The sequence below is a fragment of the Polaromonas sp. genome (assembly GCF_043778355.1).
GTDB lineage: Bacteria > Pseudomonadota > Gammaproteobacteria > Burkholderiales > Burkholderiaceae_C > Polaromonas.
In genome coordinates this window covers 1-18,619 of sequence record NZ_JAYWHI010000105.1, presented here as the reverse complement: position 1 = coordinate 18,619, position 18,619 = coordinate 1, and the positions used below count along the sequence as shown (strand labels likewise).

22 protein-coding genes are annotated in these 18,619 nt (G+C 62.6%); 11 read left to right on the top strand and 11 right to left on the bottom strand.

Annotated features, from left to right (window positions below; all coding sequences use genetic code 11):
- Positions 1-386: 386 nt before the first annotated feature.
- Complete coding sequence (locus ACH2CW_RS15365) at positions 387-1,025, bottom strand: 5-formyltetrahydrofolate cyclo-ligase (protein WP_395059688.1); 639 nt, start codon at positions 1,023-1,025, stop codon at positions 387-389.
- A 9-nt stretch (positions 1,026-1,034) separates the two neighbouring features.
- Between ACH2CW_RS15365 and ACH2CW_RS15360 the strand changes: the two genes are divergently transcribed.
- The gene (locus ACH2CW_RS15360) at positions 1,035-3,062 is read left to right on the top strand and encodes a transglycosylase SLT domain-containing protein (protein WP_395059686.1); all 2,028 of its coding nucleotides are present in this window, start codon (positions 1,035-1,037) and stop codon (positions 3,060-3,062) included.
- Positions 3,063-3,255: 193 nt separating this feature from the next.
- The gene (locus tag ACH2CW_RS15355) at positions 3,256-3,801 is read left to right on the top strand and encodes an MgtC/SapB family protein (RefSeq protein WP_395059684.1); all 546 of its coding nucleotides are present in this window, start codon (positions 3,256-3,258) and stop codon (positions 3,799-3,801) included.
- Here ACH2CW_RS15355 and ACH2CW_RS15350 read toward each other — a convergent pair whose 3' ends face one another.
- Positions 3,802-4,245, bottom strand: a complete 444-nt coding sequence (locus ACH2CW_RS15350; protein ID WP_395059682.1) for a hemerythrin domain-containing protein — start codon at positions 4,243-4,245, stop codon at positions 3,802-3,804.
- Positions 4,246-4,433: 188 nt separating this feature from the next.
- Here ACH2CW_RS15350 and ACH2CW_RS15345 point away from each other — a divergent pair, with 188 nt between their 5' ends.
- Together ACH2CW_RS15345 and ACH2CW_RS15340 are read left to right on the top strand one after the other, a co-directional pair.
- Positions 4,434-5,423 (top strand): complex I NDUFA9 subunit family protein, encoded by a 990-nt coding sequence (locus ACH2CW_RS15345; protein WP_395059680.1) that lies wholly within the window; start codon positions 4,434-4,436, stop codon positions 5,421-5,423.
- Between the two features lie 98 nt (positions 5,424-5,521).
- Positions 5,522-6,211 carry a glutathione S-transferase family protein gene (locus ACH2CW_RS15340; protein WP_395059678.1) on the top strand — a complete coding sequence of 230 codons (690 nt, stop codon included), beginning with the start codon at positions 5,522-5,524 and terminating at the stop codon, positions 6,209-6,211.
- A gap of 77 nt (positions 6,212-6,288) precedes the next feature.
- On the opposite strand, the gene dtd is transcribed toward ACH2CW_RS15340, so the two are convergent.
- Positions 6,289-6,744 carry a D-aminoacyl-tRNA deacylase gene (dtd, locus tag ACH2CW_RS15335; protein ID WP_395059676.1) on the bottom strand — a complete coding sequence of 152 codons (456 nt, stop codon included), beginning with the start codon at positions 6,742-6,744 and terminating at the stop codon, positions 6,289-6,291.
- A 117-nt stretch (positions 6,745-6,861) separates the two neighbouring features.
- Here dtd and ACH2CW_RS15330 point away from each other — a divergent pair, with 117 nt between their 5' ends.
- From ACH2CW_RS15330 to ACH2CW_RS15315, 4 genes are all read left to right on the top strand, one after another.
- Positions 6,862-8,337 carry a sensor histidine kinase gene (locus ACH2CW_RS15330; protein ID WP_395059674.1) on the top strand — a complete coding sequence of 492 codons (1,476 nt, stop codon included), beginning with the start codon at positions 6,862-6,864 and terminating at the stop codon, positions 8,335-8,337.
- Positions 8,334-8,978 (top strand): response regulator transcription factor, encoded by a 645-nt coding sequence (locus ACH2CW_RS15325; protein ID WP_395059672.1) that lies wholly within the window; start codon positions 8,334-8,336, stop codon positions 8,976-8,978. The genes ACH2CW_RS15330 and ACH2CW_RS15325 overlap by 4 nt, the downstream gene beginning before the upstream one ends.
- Positions 8,979-9,124: 146 nt before the next feature.
- Positions 9,125-9,616, top strand: a complete 492-nt coding sequence (locus ACH2CW_RS15320) for a heme-binding protein (RefSeq protein WP_395059670.1) — start codon at positions 9,125-9,127, stop codon at positions 9,614-9,616.
- A gap of 27 nt (positions 9,617-9,643) precedes the next feature.
- Entirely contained in the window at positions 9,644-10,381 is a 738-nt protein-coding gene (locus ACH2CW_RS15315; RefSeq protein ID WP_395059668.1) for an ankyrin repeat domain-containing protein, read from the top strand.
- 14 nt (positions 10,382-10,395) lie between these two features.
- Here ACH2CW_RS15315 and ACH2CW_RS15310 read toward each other — a convergent pair whose 3' ends face one another.
- From ACH2CW_RS15310 to tyrS, 3 genes are read right to left on the bottom strand one after another with little or no spacing between them, the layout of a single operon-like run.
- Positions 10,396-10,818, bottom strand: a complete 423-nt coding sequence (locus ACH2CW_RS15310) for a PIN domain nuclease (protein ID WP_395059666.1) — start codon at positions 10,816-10,818, stop codon at positions 10,396-10,398.
- Positions 10,805-11,122 (bottom strand): type II toxin-antitoxin system VapB family antitoxin, encoded by a 318-nt coding sequence (locus ACH2CW_RS15305; RefSeq protein WP_395059664.1) that lies wholly within the window; start codon positions 11,120-11,122, stop codon positions 10,805-10,807. Before ACH2CW_RS15305 ends, ACH2CW_RS15310 begins: the two co-directional genes overlap by 14 nt.
- Before the next feature lie 58 nt (positions 11,123-11,180).
- The gene (gene tyrS / locus ACH2CW_RS15300) at positions 11,181-12,413 is read right to left on the bottom strand and encodes a tyrosine--tRNA ligase (protein WP_395059662.1); all 1,233 of its coding nucleotides are present in this window, start codon (positions 12,411-12,413) and stop codon (positions 11,181-11,183) included.
- 210 nt (positions 12,414-12,623) lie between these two features.
- Between tyrS and ACH2CW_RS15295 the strand changes: the two genes are divergently transcribed.
- Both ACH2CW_RS15295 and ACH2CW_RS15290 read left to right on the top strand, forming a co-directional pair.
- The gene (locus ACH2CW_RS15295; RefSeq protein ID WP_395059690.1) at positions 12,624-13,982 is read left to right on the top strand and encodes a M23 family metallopeptidase; all 1,359 of its coding nucleotides are present in this window, start codon (positions 12,624-12,626) and stop codon (positions 13,980-13,982) included.
- Positions 13,983-14,082: 100 nt separating this feature from the next.
- A complete protein-coding gene (locus ACH2CW_RS15290) occupies positions 14,083-15,228 on the top strand; it encodes an anhydro-N-acetylmuramic acid kinase (protein WP_395059660.1) in 1,146 nt (381 codons plus the stop codon).
- A 64-nt stretch (positions 15,229-15,292) separates the two neighbouring features.
- Here ACH2CW_RS15290 and erpA read toward each other — a convergent pair whose 3' ends face one another.
- From erpA to rplM, 5 genes are all read right to left on the bottom strand, one after another.
- Positions 15,293-15,658 (bottom strand): iron-sulfur cluster insertion protein ErpA, encoded by a 366-nt coding sequence (erpA, locus tag ACH2CW_RS15285; RefSeq protein ID WP_300540974.1) that lies wholly within the window; start codon positions 15,656-15,658, stop codon positions 15,293-15,295.
- A 96-nt stretch (positions 15,659-15,754) separates the two neighbouring features.
- A complete protein-coding gene (locus tag ACH2CW_RS15280) occupies positions 15,755-16,198 on the bottom strand; it encodes a polymer-forming cytoskeletal protein (protein ID WP_395059657.1) in 444 nt (147 codons plus the stop codon).
- 24 nt (positions 16,199-16,222) lie between these two features.
- The gene (locus ACH2CW_RS15275) at positions 16,223-16,930 is read right to left on the bottom strand and encodes a DUF6776 family protein (protein WP_395059655.1); all 708 of its coding nucleotides are present in this window, start codon (positions 16,928-16,930) and stop codon (positions 16,223-16,225) included.
- A 186-nt stretch (positions 16,931-17,116) separates the two neighbouring features.
- Positions 17,117-17,509: a 30S ribosomal protein S9 gene (gene rpsI / locus ACH2CW_RS15270; RefSeq protein ID WP_395059653.1), complete on the bottom strand. Its 393-nt coding sequence runs from the start codon at positions 17,507-17,509 to the stop codon at positions 17,117-17,119.
- Complete coding sequence (rplM, locus tag ACH2CW_RS15265; protein ID WP_395059651.1) at positions 17,506-17,949, bottom strand: 50S ribosomal protein L13; 444 nt, start codon at positions 17,947-17,949, stop codon at positions 17,506-17,508. The genes rpsI and rplM overlap by 4 nt, the downstream gene beginning before the upstream one ends.
- A gap of 218 nt (positions 17,950-18,167) precedes the next feature.
- Here rplM and rlmJ point away from each other — a divergent pair.
- Positions 18,168-18,619, top strand: a 452-nt coding sequence (gene rlmJ / locus ACH2CW_RS15260; protein ID WP_395059649.1) for a 23S rRNA (adenine(2030)-N(6))-methyltransferase RlmJ, incomplete at its 3' end; no start/stop codon positions are given.

Sequence of the window (18,619 nt, the reverse complement as noted above, 5' to 3'; positions counted from 1 at the left end):
GGGCGGGAGAAATCTCAAAACTGTCGGTCCGCTGCCGCGGCCGAATCCGAAGCGAGTCCCTCCACCCCGACACCCATAACATACAAGCGAAGCGAGTTTAGCCAGACCCCGGCTGGACCGAGCACCGCAGGTTGCCCTCCGCAGCGTCAGCGAAGGAGGGACGCAGACAGCAGGGTCGCCTTTTCTTTGGTGACTTTCTTTTGGCGACGCAAAAGAGAGTTACTTGCCGCCGGGCAACCCCCGGCTTGTTGGCAAACCACGATCAGCCGAAGCAGAGACAGCCTCGACGGGCTTAGCCCGAACGGTGTTGGACGCCCCCATGGATCCCGGATCGGGCCTGCCCCGGACTTGATCCGGGGTCCGGGATGACAAGCCCATCACAAAACTCAAACCGGCCAAACCACCCCGTTGTCATTGAGGATCGCATCGAGTGCCACATCGTGCGGCTCAGGCTCCAGGTCGGGCAGCCAGCCGTGGCTGTAGCCGAGGCCGACGGTGAAAGGTTTGGGCTGCAGTGTGGCCAGCGTGCGGTCGTAAAAGCCGCCGCCGTAACCCAGCCGGAAGCCGCCCGGCCCGTAACCGACGCAGGGCACGAACAGCAGGGTCGGCACGATGATCTCGGTGTCCTTGGGTTTGGGAATACCGTAGGCGTCTTCCTCCATCGGGCAGCCGGGGTACCAGGCGTGAAAGGTCAGGGTCTTGTGCAGCTTGTTGACCACCGGCAAGCCGATCTTGCGCGGCGACCGGTTTGCTATGTTTTCTGTAGCTGCTTCCGCACGTCCTTCATGGGCTGGAGCCTGATTTGAATCAGATCCCCGACTTAAAATCACGTCCTCCTGCCAACGGTAGAGCGCGGGCAGCGGATCAAACTCCCCCTTGATCGGCCAGTAGGCTCCGATCACCGCGTCTTCACGTCCCACCAGCCAGATCCGCATGACCCGCTGTAACAGGTCGGCGCGCTGTAGGCGGTCGGGCAGGTTCAGGCGTTGTTCGATCAACGCTTTTCGTGCAGTTAATTTGTCCATAATGACCTGATGCTATCCAAATTTGTTGTCACCGCCCTGATATCGGGCCTCTCGTCCTTTTTGATTCTCCCGCCCACATGGGCGCAAAACAACGCCGCGCGCGCCGACGAGGTGCTGGTGGAGATGAACAAGGCCTTCAAACGCGGCGACAGAAGCCGCCTGTCTCAGCTGTTGCCGCAGGCGCAGGGCCATGCGCTGGAGCCGTGGGCAGCCTACTGGGAACTCCGGGCCCGTCTCGACGAGGCCAGCGCCCGCGAGGTGCAGGATGTCATGGCGCGTTATGCCGGCAGCTACCAGGAAGACCGCTTGCGCAACGACTGGCTGCTGCTGCTGGGCCAGCGCCGCGACTGGGCTGCGTTTGCGGCCGAATACCCGAACTACCGCATGGGCGACGACCGCGATGTGCGCTGTTACGCGCTGCTGATCGAACACCTGAAAAACCCGGGCGCCGATGCACAGCTGGCCGACGAGGTCCGCAGAAACTGGTTTGCCCAGCGCGAGGCCAGCGACGGCTGCACCGCCGCCGCCTCACGCCTGATTGGCAACCGCAACCTGACAACGCAGGACGCCTGGATCAAGGCCAGGCTCGCGACCGAAGCCAACCGGCCGCGCGCCGCGCGTGATGCGGTCGAGATCATCGCGCCAGAAGCTGTGAGCCTGGTCACCGAACTCCATGCCAGCCCGGCACGCTTCCTGACCACCAAGGTGATTGCGATCAGCCGGGTGCGCAAGGAAATCATCGTGCTGGCGCTGGTCAAGCTCGCCAGCACCGATGCCGAGGGCGCAGCGCGATTCATGGAGGACAAATGGGGCTCGCAGCTCAACGACGAGGAGCGCAACTGGGTTTGGGGCGCGATCGGCCGGCAGGCGGCGACGCGGCTGGCCAGCACGGACTCGGTCGGTTATTTCGCCAAGGTCACCAAAAACACCGACCTCAGCGACGACATGCTGGGCTGGAAGGTTCGCGCCGCGCTGCGCGCCGGCAGCACGCCGCGCTGGCCGCTGGTGCTGGCCGGCATCAACGCCATGAGTGACGGCGCGCGCAAGGAGCCGGTCTGGGCTTACTGGAAGGCGCGCGCGCTGCTGAGCAACGCGCCACCCGCCGTCCCTGGCGCCGCGCCCTCGCCGCAACGTGCTGAGGCGCTGGCCCTGCTGCAGTCGATCGCCTCGGTGCGTGGTTTCTACGAGCAGCTCGCGCTCGAAGAGCTGGGCCAGAAGATCACCCTGCCGGCCAAGCCGCCGGCACTGAGCGCCGAGGAAAAAGAAGCCGCGCGCCTGAACCCCGGCCTGAACCGCAGCGCTTATGCGATTGCCCTGGGCCTGCGCAGCGAGGGCGTGCGCGAATGGAACTACAGCACCAACCTGCACACCCGCGGCGGCATGGGCGAGCGCGAGCTGCTGGCGGCCGCCCAGTTTGCCTGCGACCGCTCGATCTGGGACCGCTGCATCAACACCAGCGAACGGACCCCGAATGCCTTCGACGCCGAGCAGCGTTTCCCCACGCCGTTTCGCGAGGCTGTCACCCAGCGCAGCCAGGCCATCGGCCTGGACCCGGCCTATGTCTATGGCCTGATCCGGCAGGAGTCGCGTTTCATCATGGATGCGCGCTCCCATGTTGGCGCCTCCGGTCTGATGCAGGTGATGCCGGCCACCGCACGCGAAACCGCGCGCTACATCGGTCTGACCGGCTTTACCGCCGAGCAGATCAACGACCGCGACACCAACATCATCATCGGCACCGCCTACCTCAAACGTGCACTCGACGACTTCGGCGGCTCCATGCCGCTGGCCGCAGCGGCCTACAACGCGGGGCCGGGCCGGCCGCGCAGCTGGCGTAACGGGCCGGTGATCGAGGCGGCCATCTGGGCTGAAAACGTGCCTTTCAGCGAAACCCGCGACTACGTCAAGAAGGTGTTGTCCAACACCACCAACTATGCCGCGCTGCTCACCGGCCAGCCGCAATCACTGAAGGCGCGGCTCGGCACGGTCGGTCCGCGCGACGCATCGGCGCCGCCGCCGGACGAGAAGATGCCCTGAACCGTGGTCGAAGTGCTCCTGAGTTGATAGCTACTCACACCCATTTGTCATGGGCTGGGGGCCTGAATCGCCTTCAAATCAATGGTCACACCGCGACATGCGAAGGGGTGGTGCGTTTTGCAGGTTTGTGCCTATGTCGCGCACTGCCATTGCAGGCTAAATTAGGCGCTTCCCCACGGCGCAGGAGCCCCGAATGAACCCCAGCTGGTGGCAACAGATTGCCGGTATCGTTTCCGCCGAATTCTCCGACTTGGACGACCTGGCCCAGACCACACGCGTGGTGGTGCGCCTGACCGTGGCGGCGGTGCTGGGCGGCCTGCTCGGCTGGGAGCGCGAGCACAAGGGCCAGGCGGCCGGTGTGCGCACCCACATGCTGGTGGCCATGGGTGCAGCACTGTTTGTATTGGTCTCGCAGCAAATCGGCATGGCGCAAGACGACATGAGCCGCGTGATTCAGGGCATCACGGCGGGCGTGGGCTTTCTCTGCGCAGGCACCATCCTCAAAGGCGACAAGGCCGGCGAAGTCAAAGGCCTGACCACCGCAGCCGGCCTGTGGCTCACGGCCGCCATGGGCGTCGCCGCCGGACTGGGGCGTGAATTGACGGCGATATTGGCCACCGTGCTGGCCCTGGTGATCCTGGCCGCGGTGCCGGTGCTCGTCAGGATGATCGCCAAGCCCGCGCCGCTGATCGCTGACGGGAAGCTTCCGCCCGAGCCCATCAACGACAAAGGCCAGTGATCAGTCCTTGACGCGCTGCGAGACGAACTCGCCTTCGTAGTCCTTCGCCAGCGACAATTTCTCGGCTTCGGTCAGGACTTTACCGGCCAGCTGGAAAATGCCCTGCTCTTCGTCCTTGAGGTGGTGGAAGATCTTGTGGTGCAGTTCTTTGGCCACCGCAATCCAGGCCGGAGAGCTGAGGTCCGTGTGTTCCAGCCTTTCCACCAGCTCGTCCATCTCGTGGTGCTCGGCAATGCCATGCCGCGAAGGCTCCTGCGTCATGTCATGCGCAATCAGCGGCACATAAAAGAAACGTTCTTCGGCAGCCGCATGGGCCGCGAGTTCCGCCTTCAACTCCTTGAAGAGGACATCGCGCTCCTTGCTGTCACCGGAGGTGTTGATGAGCGCGTCGGCGAGGCCGCGCTGGGTTTCATGGCTGGTACGCAGGGCTTCAAAAATATTCATTAGGCGATTATGCGAAGCCAGCACCGCGCAAGCTGTAGGCCGGGATGCCCAGATTTATTGCGGTCGCTGCCTACACCTGTGTCCCCCGCTCCGGCATTTGACCGCATCGGCGGCGGTCGGAAATCAATGGCAGACTGTTGTCCAGGGGTGTTTTGCAACACCTGGCGTGAAAGCGTTTAATAAGGCCTATGAAAAAAATACTGATCCTCGGCGGCACTGGATTTGTCGGCCGCCATCTGTGCGAAAAATTGACTCAGCTCCAGTGGCGCGTCAGCGTGCCGACACGCCATGAAACCCGCGCCCGTGAGATCCAGATGCTGCCCTCGCTCGATGTGGTGCGGGCAGATGTGCATGACGAAACCGCCCTGACGCGGCTGGTGGCCGGCCACGATGCAGTGGTCAACCTGGTAGCCATCCTGCATGGAACGCAAGCCTCGTTTGAGCGGGCGCATGTGGAACTGCCGCAAAAAATCGCCCGCGCCTGTGCCAGCACCGGCGTGACTCGGCTGGTCCATGTCAGCGCGCTCGGCGCCGATGCACGCAACCCGGACGCCGCACCGTCGATGTACTTGCGCAGCAAGGGCCAGGGCGAGGTCGTGCTGCACCAGGCCGGTCTGGCGCTGACGATGTTGCGGCCCAGCGTGATCTTCGGCAACGGCGACAAATTCCTCAACACCTTTGCGCAGCTCCAGAAGATTTTCCCGGTGATTCCGCTGGCTGGCAGCCACGCACTGTTTCAGCCGGTATGGGTCGAAGACGTGGCCAGCGCCATCGTGCACTGCCTGCAAGACGCGCACCTGCACACCACAAGCGGCCAGACCTTCGAAGCCTGCGGCCCGGATGTCTATACGCTCCGGCAACTGGTCGAGCTCGCGGGCCGATTCAGCGGCATCAATGAGGGCCGGGGCCGTCCGGTGCTGGCTCTGCCCGCAGCGCTGGGTCGGCTGCAGGCCCGTATGATGGCGCTGGCGCCCGGCGAGCCCCTGATGAGCCGGGACAACCTCGACTCCATGAGCGTGCCCAACATCGCCAGCGGCAACCTGCCGGGCCTGGACGCGCTGGGCATCACGCCTGCGGCGCTCGAAGCGATTGCGCCCAGCTATCTCGGGCCCAACGCCGGCGGCTGGGGTCTGCGCAGCAACCTGGTGGCCAAGCGCAAGACCGCCGGACGTTTTTAGGGGCGGCACGATGGGCTCGCATCAATAGACGCGGCTTTTCGCATCAATCGAAGAGCCGGTGCGCAGTAGCATGGGTGCTCATTCTCAAGGGAGTCCCCGTGCTCAAGCTCTATATCGGCAACAAAAATTACTCGTCCTGGTCGATGCGCCCCTGGGTGCAGCTCAGGCAGGCCGGCATCCCTTTCGAGGAGGTCATGGTGCGCTTCGGCGCCGATACCTTCGCCCCGACCTCCAGCTTCAAACAGGCGGTGCTGGCGGTCAGTCCGGGGGGCCGGGTGCCGGTGCTGGTGGACGACGGCTTCGCCGTCTGGGACACCCTGGCCATCGCCGAGTACGTGGCCGAGAAGTTTCCGGACAAGCAGCTCTGGCCGCAGGCGGTGCAGGCGCGCGCCCGCGCCCGCAGTATCTGCGCCGAAATGCACTCGGGCTTTAACGCCCTGCGCAGTGCCTGCCCGATGAACATTGAAGCAGACCTGTCACAGACCGGGGGTATCGTCTGGCGCGACCAGCCAGCAGTGCGCAGCGATGTGCAGCGCATCGTGACGATGTGGACCGAACTGCTGGCGCAACACAGGGGCCCCATGCTTTTTGGCGAGTTTTCAGTCGCTGACGCCTACTTCGCCCCGGTCTGCATGCGCCTGAAAAATTACGGCCTGCCGGTGCCAGGGCCCATCACCGACTACATCGGCCGCGTCTGCGCCCTGCCCGGCGTGAAAGCATGGATCGACGAGGCCCTGGCCGAGAAAGACTTTGTTGATTTTGACGAGCCTTACCGCCTCACCCGGTAAGCGGGCGGCCAACCCTGCGGGTCGCTGCTTTCAAGCATCAAAAGCGGCTGTAGCCCCTACCCCATAAGCGCAACAAGCTACTGAATTGATAGCGGGTCAATGCGCAGCGGAATCGTCACCGGCCCGTCATTGACCAGGTGCACCTGCATGTCGGCAGCAAACTGACCGGTCTGCACCATCGGATGGCCCAGCCGCGCCTGCGCCACAAAATAGTCGTAAAGCCGCCGGCCTTCGTCCGGCGCTGCGGCGCCGGTGAAACTGGGCCGGTTGCCGCCCGACACATCCGCAGCAAGCGTGAACTGGCTGACGATGAGCAAGCCACCGGACACGTCCTGCACGCTGCGGTTCATTTTTCCGCCGTCATCGGCAAAGATGCGCAGCTTGAGGATTTTTGCCAGCAGCTTGTCGGCCTGGGCCTCGCTGTCACCGCGCTCGGCACACAGCAGCACGAGCAAGCCCGCGCCGATCTCGCCAGTCACCGCCCCACCTACCAGTACCCGCGCCTGACTGACGCGCTGGATCACGCTGATCACATCACGCTCCTTGCATCGCCAACATGCGCGAGTGACAGCGGGCAACAGGTTTGCAGTGTGATCAGCAGCATCAGGCCATTGTCCCCGATGCATGGCACGCTATGCAAAAATGCCACGATGCGCAAAGCACTGCAACATCGCTGGGTCGGACTTCTGCTTTGGGGGCTGATCACGGCCCTGGGCTGTGTGGTGCTGGCACGCATCGAGCTGACTCAACAGCGCGATACTTTTGAAACCGACGCACGTATCGTGCACCGCTTGTTGAGCCAGCGCGTGGTGCAGCACGATGCGGTGATGGCCACGCTGGCGCTGCTGCAACCGGCGGCCCCTGACTCGAAGCCAGAGCAGCGGCTGAGCGCGCTTTATCCACAAATTCTTTCCGTGCAGAGGCGTGACAGCAACGCATCCTGGCCAGATGAACGCCTGCGGGTTGCGGAAACCCTGTCCCGCGCCCTGCGCCGACCCGCGCTCGCCGGTGTCGATTTTGCCCGTGGCCGCTACCACCTGGTCCTGGCGTCCGAGCCCACCAGTTATGCACTGCAGATGGATTTACGCGCCGTCGTACCGTGGGCCGAGTGGCCTATGGCGCCCGAGACCAGTGCGGTGCGTGTGCTGCTTGCGCACGACGGCCAGGACTGGGTGCTGCAGCCGGGCCGCCTGGGCCAGGGTGGCTGGCGTTTCGATTTTCGCAAACACCTGGCCGCAGAGAGCCAGCCTTTTGAGGTGTTCGCGCAGCGACAGGTCGGATGGAACGAACTGCCCTGGACCGGGATGCTGGGCTGGGCCGCACTGGTTGCCGCCGCGTTGGCGGGCGGTCTGGCGCTGATGGGGCAGCGCGCGGCGAGACGGCGGGCAGAGGAACTGCTGCGACTGGGTCAGGTGGCGCGGCTCAATACATTGGGCGAGCTGGCCGCCGGCATGGCGCATGAGCTGAACCAGCCACTGACCGCCTTGCTGGCCAATACCCAGGCGTCCATGCGCTTGCTGGAAGAATCCCCTGCGGACATGGCCACCATCCGCAGCGCCATGGCGCAGTCGGTCGAGCAGGCGCGCCGTGCCTCGGCGGTGGTCAGCCGCCTGCGACGCGCGGTGGAGCGGCCGGACCTGGCAGCGCAACTGCAACCGGTCGATCTGCAACAGGCGGTGCAACGCGCGCTCTACCTGCTGGAGCCGGAATTTCGACGCCGCGAAGTGTTTCCCCAGATGGATGCGCCGCCCGCGTCCTTCACCGTCATGGCCGAGCCGGTGGCACTGGAGCAAATCATTCACAACCTGCTGATGAATGCCCTGCAGGCGCTGGAACAGGTGCCTACCAAAGAGCGTCAGCTGACCGTCTCAATGAAGACCGTCGCCGGATGGGGCGAGATGGCGGTCCTCGACAGCGGGCCGGGCATGACCGAGGAAGTGCGTGCCCGTATCTTCGAGCCATTTTTCACCACGCGGGAGGCCGGCCTGGGGCTGGGGCTGAGCCTGTGCGAAACCCTGGCTGCCGGCATGGGCGGCAGCTTGAAAGCGGCACAACACGCGCCGCGCGGGGCTGTGTTTCGGCTGTCACTGCCCTTGGCGCCGCTGCCACCCCAAGGCAAGCCATGAGGCCGCTCGACGCGGGCGCCACCTTGTCGCCGCTGATTCACCTGATCGATGACGACGAGGCGGTGCGCAGCGCCCTGACCCTGCTGATCAGCACGGTGGGCCTGCGGGTGCAGGCGTGGCCGGACCCGAACGCGTTCATGCGCAGTTTTGACCGCCTGACCATAGGCGCCATCGTTCTGGACGTGCGTATGCCTGGAACCAGTGGCCTGACGGTGCTGGAGACGCTGGTGGCGCAGGGGGTCGATCAGCCAGTGATCATGTTGACCGGGCACGGAACGGTGGAGATGTGCCGCCGTGCCTTCAAGGCGGGGGCCGCTGAATTTCTTGAAAAACCGGTGGATGACGAAGCCCTGCTCGAAGCGCTGCAGAACGCGGTGCGGCAGCATGTGAAGTCACGCGAACGCAGCCAGACCAACCGGCACGCACGGGAACGCTACGCGCAACTGTCCGCGCGCGAATGCGAAGTACTGGGCCTCATCATTGCCGGACTGACCAACAAGGAAATTGGTCGTGCGCTTGACGTCTCACCGCGCACCGTGGAGACCCACCGGGCCAACCTGTTCGCCAAGCTTGAAGCCGACTCCCTGGCTCAGCTGATCAGGCACTATGCAGCGCTGGTGGACGAAGCCGACGCCGGCTAGATCCGCTGCAAGACCGCTTGAAACCCGTGGACCCCGTAGTTCTACGGAGCTGCGCGCGTAGCGCTACGCATGGCCGGCAGCGACGCATTTTCATAAAGTTCTTCCACGGTTGATTGAACCGTTACAACACCCCAGGAGAACCCACCATGCGTCACATCATCCAGGCTTCGGCCCTTTGCCTGTCCCTCCTCGCCACAGCATCTTTCGCGCAAAGCGTGCGCACCGAAAAAAACATGTCTCTCGATCTGGCCAACCAGATCGCCAGCGCGACCCTGGCCGCCTGCGCGGCCAACGGTTATGCGGTGGGCGTGACGGTGGTGGACCGGGCCGGTAGCGTGCGTGCGGTACAGCGCGCCGACAATGCCGGGCCCCACACCCTGGCCGCCAGCCTGCAAAAGGCGTTCACCTCTGCCTCCGCCAAAAACACAACGCTCGCCATGATGGAAGGCGCCCAGAAAAACCCCGCGGCCGCGAACCTGACCGACATTCCGGGTTTCTTGCTGCTGGGCGGCGGCGTGCCGGTCAAGGTCGGCAATGAGACCATTGGCGCTGTTGGTGTCGGTGGCGCGCCGGGTGGCCACCTTGACGAAGCGTGTGCCGTGGCCGCACTGGACAAGGTCAAAGACCAACTGAAGTAAGCCCCGCACCCATCAGGAGAAACCGCCATGAAAAACATTCCTCGTCGCCTGTCCCTGCCGCTGAAACATCTGGCGCTGGCCGCAGCCTGCGGATTCGTCGCCATGGCGGCCCGACCGGCTGCCGCTCAGGTGGCTCCGCACGCCGCTGAAGTGGCGGCCTACCAGGGCCTGCACGCCGCCGCCCACCATGGTGATGTGGCCCGGATTGAAAAACTCATCGGCACAAAAGCCGACCTCAATGCCCGCGACGGCAATGGCCGCACACCGATACATGTGGCAACTTTCGCGAAACAGCGAGGCGCGATTGGTGCGCTGGTGAAGGCCGGTGCCAACATCAATCTGCTCGACAAGGACCGCTACGATGGTGTCACCATCGCCTCGGTCGCCGACGATGAGGAGACACTGCGCGTGTTGCTGTCACTCGGCGCCAGCGCGAAGCTGATCACCAGCCGCTACGACGGTACGGCGCTGATTGCCGCCGCACACCTCGGCCACGACGGCGTCGTCAGGCAGTTGATTGCCGCCGGCGCGCCACTGGACCATGTGAACAATCTGCACTGGACCGCCGCGATTGAGGCGGTGGTGCTCGGCGATGGCGGGCCCAGGCACCAGAAAACCCTGCAAGCCCTGATTGCTGCGGGTGCAAACCTGCAACTGACCGACCGTCTGGGCAATACCCCGCTGCAACTGGCCAAGTCGCGCGGCTATGTCGAGATGATCAGGATGCTGGAAAAGGCGGGCCCAAAGCAGGACCAAAAACCGTGAGGCATTGAACGCGCTCAGTGTCCTGAAGAAAACCTCCGGTTGGGGTAAATCACCAGTGCAGGTGCCGTCTCTGCCAGTGCCAGAAAATCACGGTCGTTGTGAACCAGCATCGCTTCATGCTCCAGCGCCATCGCTGCAATCAGGCAGTCTGTTGATTTACGGATCGTGTAGCCCTTTTGCCTGGCATGGCGATAGAGCTGTGCTGCCGCCTCAAACGTCTCCAGCGCATCGAGCGGTTGCAGCAGGGTCTGCGCGCCCAGCACGCGCCGGGTCGCGGCAAACTGGCGCTCGGAGCTCACACCTTGCAGCACCTCCAGGTAAATCATCTGCGTGAATGCCAGTTCTTCGTGCGCTTCGCGCTCCTGGACAAAACGCACCGCGTCAGTGTCGGCGCCGCGCAGCCAGTCGATCCAGACCGACGAGTCAACCAGCAGCATCAGTCTTCTTTGACCGGGCTGGCCTGGCGGGACTTTTTGCAGCGGGCCTGGCAGGCGCCTGGTAGGTGGCACGCGGCTGCTCCACCCGGTTTTGCCCCACTTCGGCACCACGCGCCCACGGCGCCTTGGGGTCGTACTCCGGGTCCACGCCGCCTATGCCAAACAATTCGCGGACTGAGGGACGTGTGGCGCGCGCCACCATCTCGCGCAAGGCGCGGTCCACCACCTCGCGCTTGGTACGCGCGCCCGACAAGCGCATGGCTTCGGCCACAACGATTTCATCAATATCTATGTTGGTGATCATGGGCTTTATTGTACATTGTCTGTACAAACTTTTTCCTGACCCAAACGACAGCTTGCCGTCAGCCCAGCGTCACACGCGCAAACTTGCGCTTGCCGACCTGCACGACGTAAGTGCCGGCAGCCAGCTTGAGTGCCTTGTCGCTGACCACGCTGGAATCGACCCGCACGCCGCCGCCTTCGATCAGGCGGGTGGCTTCCCCGCCGGTCGCTGCCAGCCCGGCCATGCGTAGCAGCGCCCCTATGCCCAGCGGCGCACCACTGAGGCTGACTTCGGCAATCTCGTCGGGCACGCCGCCTTTGCTGCGGTTGATGAAGTCCTGCTCCGCTGCGTCGGCGGCAGCCACGGAATGGAAACGCGCCGTGATCTCCTTGGCCAGCGCCACCTTGGCATCTTTGGGATTGCGGCCGGCCTCCACTTCCTTCTTGAGCGCGGCGATGTCGGCTTCGCTCTTGAAGCTCAGCAAGGTGAACCACTTCCACATCAACACGTCAGAGATCGACAACACCTTGGCAAACATGGTGTTCGCATCTTCCGAGATGCCGATGTAGTTGTTCTTGCTCTTGGACATTTTGTCCACGCCGTCCAGTCCTTCGAGCAGGGGCATGGTCAAAATGCACTGCGGCTCCTGGCCGTATTCGGCCTGCAGATGCCGACCCACCAGCAGATTGAATTTCTGGTCGGTTCCACCGAGTTCCAGATCCGATTTCAGGGCCACCGAGTCGTAACCCTGCATCAGCGGGTACAAAAACTCATGCACGCTGATGGACTGGCCGGCCTTGAAGCGTTTGCTGAAGTCGTCGCGCTCCATCATGCGCGCCACGTTGTATTTGGCGGCCAGCTCGATCATGCCGCGCGCACCCAAGGGGTCGCTCCACTCGCTGTTGTAGCGAATCTCGGTGCGCGCCGGGTCCAGCACCAGCGAGGCCTGTTTGTAATAGGTCTCGGCATTGGCCTTGATCTGCTCGGGGGTGAGCGGTGGCCGGGTGGTGTTGCGGCCCGAGGGGTCACCAATCAGGGAGGTGAAGTCGCCGATCAAAAAGATCACTGTGTGGCCGAGATCCTGCAGCTGGCGCATTTTGTTCAACACCACGGTATGACCGACATGAATGTCAGGCGCGGTGGGGTCCAGCCCCAATTTAATGCGTAAGGGCACGCCGCTGGCCTCCGAACGTGCCAATTTTGTAAGCCACTCACCCTGCGGAATCAGCTCTTCACACCCCCGCAGCGTCACGGCGAGCGCCTCTTGGACGCGATCCGTCACCGGAAAATTTGTAACAAGCTCTTGATTCATAAGGGTTTTTCACATGTCGGGCAGTTGTCTGACAGATATACTCGCGTTTCTGCCATTGTTCAGGCACCAGCGCTGGCTGGTCCACAAATTGCAAACCAATTCTAAGTTGTCGCCCGCCCCGGCTTTTTTGGCGGCACAACACCTTTATCCCTCGTCACCAGGCTGTGTGTTGTTGTCTGATGGCCTTTTAAGTTGGGAATTTCAGTTTTGATCAAAAACGATGTCTCGCGCGGCCTGCAGGTCGTCTCCGATTTTTTTCACCGTCACCCGAAAAGGGTCACGGGCACATTGGCTGCCTTGTTGCTCGGCACGGGTGTGACCGCTTTCGGCGTGGCCCCGCTCGCACCTGACGCCGCCGACCTGCCTGTGCGCCAGGTGCTGGAAGCCGTTCAAGCCCTGCCGACGCAAAGCCAGACCGAGGTGTTGGATGATTTCCGCTACTCCCTGTTTCGCACCGACACCACCCGCAGCAGCGATACCGCCGACGCCCTGCTCAAGCGGCTGAACATTGACGACGCTTCCGCCTCGGCTTTTCTGCGCAGTGATGCCAATGCCCACCTCATTCTTGCAGGCCGACCCGGCAAGGCCGTCACGGTCGAAGCCAGCGACAGCCAGCAACTGCTCAAACTCAGCATGCGCTGGCCCACCGACGATGAAACCCTGTTCAAACGCCTGGTCATCGAGCGTACGCCGGCCGGTCTGGTCTCACGCATTGAAACGGCGCCTTACACGGCATCGGCACGGCTGGCCAGTGGCAACATCCAGAGCTCGTTGTTTGCAGCCACCGATGAGGCGCGGATTCCCGACGCTGTCGCGGTGCAGATCGCCGAGATATTCTCCGGCGACATCGATTTCCGGCGCGCGCTGCGCAAGGGTGACCGCTTCAACGTGGTGTATGAAACACTGGAGGCCGATGGCGAAGCCTTGCGCACCGGCCGCGTGTTGTCGGCCGAGTTCGTCAACGCAGGCAAAACTTACCAGGCCATGTGGTTCCAGGCCCCTGGCCAGAACTCAGGCGCTCAAAACAAGGGCGGTTATTACACCCTGGACGGCCAGAGCCTGCGCCGCGCCTACCTGAGCTCCCCGGTCGAGTTTTCGCGTGTCAGCAGCGGTTTTTCCATGCGTTTTCATCCCATCCTGCAGAAGTGGCGCGCGCATCTGGGCACTGATTTTGCTGCAGCCACCGGCACCCCGGCTCGCACGGTCGGCGACGGTGTGGTCGAGTTTGCCGGCGCGCAAAACGGCTACGGCAACGTGGTTTTCATCAAACACCGCAACGGCCACGAGACCGTGTACGCCCACCTGAGCAAGATCTCGGTGCAGCGCGGCCAGACCGTCAGCCAGGGCCAGACCATCGGCCTGGTCGGCGCCACCGGCTGGGCCACCGGTCCCCACCTGCATTTTGAGTTTCGCGTCAACGGTGTTCATCAAGACCCGATGACCATTGCCAAGCAGAGCGAAACCGTGACGCTGTCTGCGTCCGCCATGCCCGCCTTCCGTGAACTCGCTGCCGGCGTGAAAAGCCAGTTGCAGGCGGCAGCGACGATCACTCAGACCCGCGCGGAGTAGTTGACCCCCGCGTCCGATCGTCCTGAGCTTGTCGAAGGATCACTGACGCGTGGCGCCCTGCCACGACGGGGTAGCCGCTGCCATGCGGCAAAATGACTTCATGCTCAATCACTACATCGGCCTGATGTCAGGCACCTCCCTGGATGGTGCGGATGGCGTGCTGGTTGATTTTTCGGGCGGCAAGCCGCAGGTGATGGCGACGGCGACCGAGTCTTTTTCAGATGACTTTCGCGCCGAATTGCTGGCACTGAACTCGCCCGGTCACAACGAGCTGCACCGAGCGGCCCTGGCCGCCAACCGGCTGGCAACGGTGTATGCGCGCGTCGTCAAGGCGCTGCTGGCCGAGGGCGCGGCCCAAGGGGTTCCAGCCAGCCAGGTTCAGGCGGTCGGCGCGCACGGACAAACCGTACGGCACCAGCCGCCACACAGCCCTTCTGACGCTTCCCAGCCCGCCCATGCAGCCTACACCCTCCAACTCAACAACCCTTCCCTGCTGGCAGAACTGACGGGCTTGCCCGTGGTCGCGGATTTCCGCAGCCGCGACATGGCCGCAGGTGGCCAGGGCGCGCCGCTCGCACCGGCTTTTCACCAGGGCGTGTTTGGCCAGGAGCATGCCACCGTGTGCGTCCTGAACCTGGGCGGTATCTCCAACCTCAGCGTGCTTCCTGCGGCCGGCAAGGGCTCGGTGCTGGGTTTTGACTGCGGCACAGGCAACGCGCTGATGGATGCCTGGTGTCAGCGGCACACCGGCCAGCCCTTCGACGCCGGCGGCGCGTGGGCTGCCAGCGGCAAACTGATCCCGGCCTTGCTGGCCAGCCTGCTCGACGAGGCCTATTTCGCCCTGCCGCCCCCGAAAAGCACTGGCCGAGATCTTTTCAGCATGGACTGGCTGGGCCACAAGCTGGCCGCGTTTTCCCGCGAGCGCCCCGAAGATGTTCAAAACACATTGACCGAATTCGCTGCCAGCCCATGTGTGACGGGCGTGAACAGCTATGCTAAAGATAGCAAATTGCTGATTGTCTGTGGTGGAGGGGCCTTCAACCAACACCTGATACAGCGCCTGCAGGCGGGCTTGCCGCAATTGCGGGTTGAATCGTCGCAGTTGCATGGCCTGCCGCCGCTGCAGGTCGAAGCCGCAGCATTTGCCTGGCTGGCGCGCCAGGCCATGCTGGGCCTGCCGGGCAACCTGCCAAGTGTGACGGGCGCAGCCGGACCGCGGGTGCTGGGCGCGATTTACCCGGCCTGAAACTTCCCGGCTGCGCGAAAGCAAAAGCCGCCTCACGGCGGCTTTTACAGAGGGCGCTGCCCGCTCAGGCAGAGAAGCTGGAGCCGCAGCCGCAGGTGCTCGTGGCGTTCGGGTTCTTGATCACGAACTGGGCGCCTTCAAGGTCGTCCTTGTAGTCGATCTCGGCACCGACGAGGTACTGGTAGCTCATGGCGTCAATCAACAGCGACACGCCGTTTTTTGTCATGGTGGTGTCGTCTTCGTTGGTGATTTCGTCAAACGTGAAGCCGTACTGGAAACCCGAGCAACCACCGCCCTGTACGAACACACGCAACTTCAGGTCAGGGTTGCCTTCTTCGGCAATCAGGTCCGCCACCTTGGCTGCCGCGCTGTCGGTGAAGACAAAGGGGGCGGGCATGTCGGTCTGGATGTTTTCAGCTACTGCGCTCATGGGAGGCTCCGTTCTTCACAAATCTTGACTTTCATGGTACCGCAATTCGATCAACCACAAGGGCGGCGCTGACTTGCCGCCGCCTATTGATAAACCCTAAGGCCGGCCGTAACCGCTGATCGGGGCTTCCTCGCGCGCCTTCTCGACGTTGTTGGCAGCCAGCTTCAGCAGGGGCTTGTCGCCGGTCTCCTGCTCAGTGGGCCGCAACTGCCCATAGATGACGGCACCCTGGTGCATTTCAAGCGCCTTGTAGGCGATGTCGCCCTGAATTTTTGCCTTGGGCTGCAATTCAAGCAATTCTGACGCGTGCACGGGTCCCATCACGCGGCCATTGATGATGACGTGATCGGCGTGGATATGGCCGGTGACACAAGCGGACTCGCTGATCACCAGAATGCTGGGGCTGCCTTCGTTGGCGCGGATGTCACCGATCACTTCGCCATCGATGCGCAGGCCGTCGGTGAACGTGAGGTTGCCTACGATGCAGCTGCCCTGGGCGATCAGGCTGCGGATGGAAGGCTGGGCTTTTTTACCGAACATGGGGTTTCCTGTCTGACATCGCCATTACAACTTGATGGCTTGCACGGAACGCGTCACGGTTCCTTCGATGAGTTTGGCTGAAATCGTTTGTACCACGGCTTGGGGCGGCAAGTCGAGGACACCTTCCACGCGCCGGTACTGTTTGAACTGTAAAGCCTGCGAACCACCGGACAAACCCGTGGTCCAGGGCTTGCCGGCCAGCGTGCCGCTGAAGGTCAGTTCCAGCTTGCCGTTGAATACCGGCGCGTCACGCACTGGCTGGATCACCAGCACCTGCCATTTGAGCTGCATGTCCGACAGCTTTTCAGCCTGCAGACCCCGAATCGCAGCGCTGTCAGCACCGGCCGCGGGAAGCAGCTTCTCGAAAAAACCCAGATCATCACGCAGCAGCCGGTTCTCCGACTCCAGTTGCTTGATCTGGCCCACCATCTTTTCCTGCGCGGCTTTTTCAGCCGTCAGCAGGCTGCCTGAAATATTGGCAATCGACTGGGATTTGTCGCGCTCAGAGCGAAGCGCCGCAACTTCTTCGCGCAGCTTGCTCAGTTCGAGCTTGGCCGCCTTGTCCAGCCCGGCAATGCTGACACCGAGTTCAAAGGTCCACAGCGCAAGGGCGGCAGAAAAACCCAGCATGACCGCGCCCATCGCCCAGCGCAGCGGCCAGGGCATGGAGGTGCGTATGGCCATACGGGGCGAACTGATGGTCAGACGGCGGCGAAACAGGCGAAACTTCAAACGCAGATCCTGTGGTTTTTAGGTCGGGAGGAGCATTGTGCACGCAGATGCGCCCGCAACCGCCCGCAATCCGCACCCGCCCGGTAAAGCACGGGTAAGGATTTGCGTCTGCGCCGCTCCAGCAAAAGTCCATGAAAAAAGCCGCCAGGAACGAACCAGACGGCTTTTCGGAGACAGCAAAACGTCTTAACGCTTGCTGAACTGCTTGCGACGGCGTGCCGAACGGAAACCGACCTTTTTACGCTCGACTTCGCGGGCATCACGGGTCACGAAGCCGGCCTGGCTCAGCACCGGCTTGAGGGTCGCGTCATAGTCGATCAGCGCGCGGGTGATGCCGTGGCGCACCGCGCCGGCCTGGCCGGACTCACCACCGCCATGCACATTGACCATGATGTCGAAGGTTTCGACATGGTTGGTCAGGTGCAGCGGCTGCTTGCAGATCATGATCGAGGTTTCGCGACCGAAGAAGGTCTGGATATCCCGGTCATTGACAGTGATCTTGCCGGTGCCTTTTTTGATAAACACGCGGGCGACGCTGGATTTGCGACGGCCGGTGCCATTGTTCCAATCACCGATCATTTGGCGGCTCCTGCAATTTCAAGCACTTTGGGCTGTTGGGCGGTATGCGGGTGCTCAGCACCACCATACACCTTGAGTTTCTTGATCATGGCGTAGCCGAGCGGGCCCTTGGGCAACATGCCCTTGACGGCTTTTTCCAGGGCGCGGCCAGGGTGCTTGGCCTGCATGTCCTTGAAATTGGTCGCCGAGATGCCGCCAGGGTAACCGGAGTGTCGGTAATAAATCTTGTCAGTCGACTTGGCGCCGGTGACACGCAGCTGGGCTGCGTTGATGATGACGATGAAGTCACCGGTATCGACGTGAGGCGTGTAAATGGCCTTGTGTTTGCCGCGCAAACGGAGAGCAACTTCGCTGGCTACTCGTCCGAGGACCTTGTCGGTCGCGTCAACCACAAACCACTCGTGCACTACGTCAGCGGGTTTTGCGCTGAAAGTTTTCATGAGTTTTCTCGTTTAAGAAGGGTTTGTCGGGTTCTTTTCTACGGTCGGCGTTCTTCTGATGAGAACCTCTTAGGTAGTCAGTCCGGCAATGAATCGCTCCATCGCCTTGCCCCGCCGCGGAACCACATGTGCGCTGCGAAGCCCTCGATTATATGAAAAATCAGGCACTTGAGTCAACTTTGGATGCTTTGAAGGGTGCAAGAAGGTAGGATAGGCGCATGTTCAGCTATCGCCACGCCTTCCACGCCGGTAACCACGCCGACGTGCTCAAGCACACAACGCTGATCGCGTTGATGAAATATTTGACCGCCAAAGACACCGCATTGAGTGTGATTGACACCCATGCCGGTGCCGGTTTGTACCGGCTTGACGGTGACTACACCGAAACCAGCGGTGAAGCCCGCGAGGGTATTTTCAAGTTGCTTTCAAAAGAAAAAGCGCCTGAGAGCCAGAAAGGAGGTTCGCCCGCAGATGTAAAAAAACCAGCAGTCACGGCTACTCTCGCGCCCGCACTGCAAGACTACATCAACGTCCTGCGCAGCCTGAACCCCCAGTTTGCGGAAACGGGCGATCCAGCCCATCTGAAAATCTACCCGGGTTCGCCTTTCATAGAACAGCAGTTTTTAAGTGGCCGCGACAAGCTCAAGCTGTTTGAGCTGCACCCGACCGA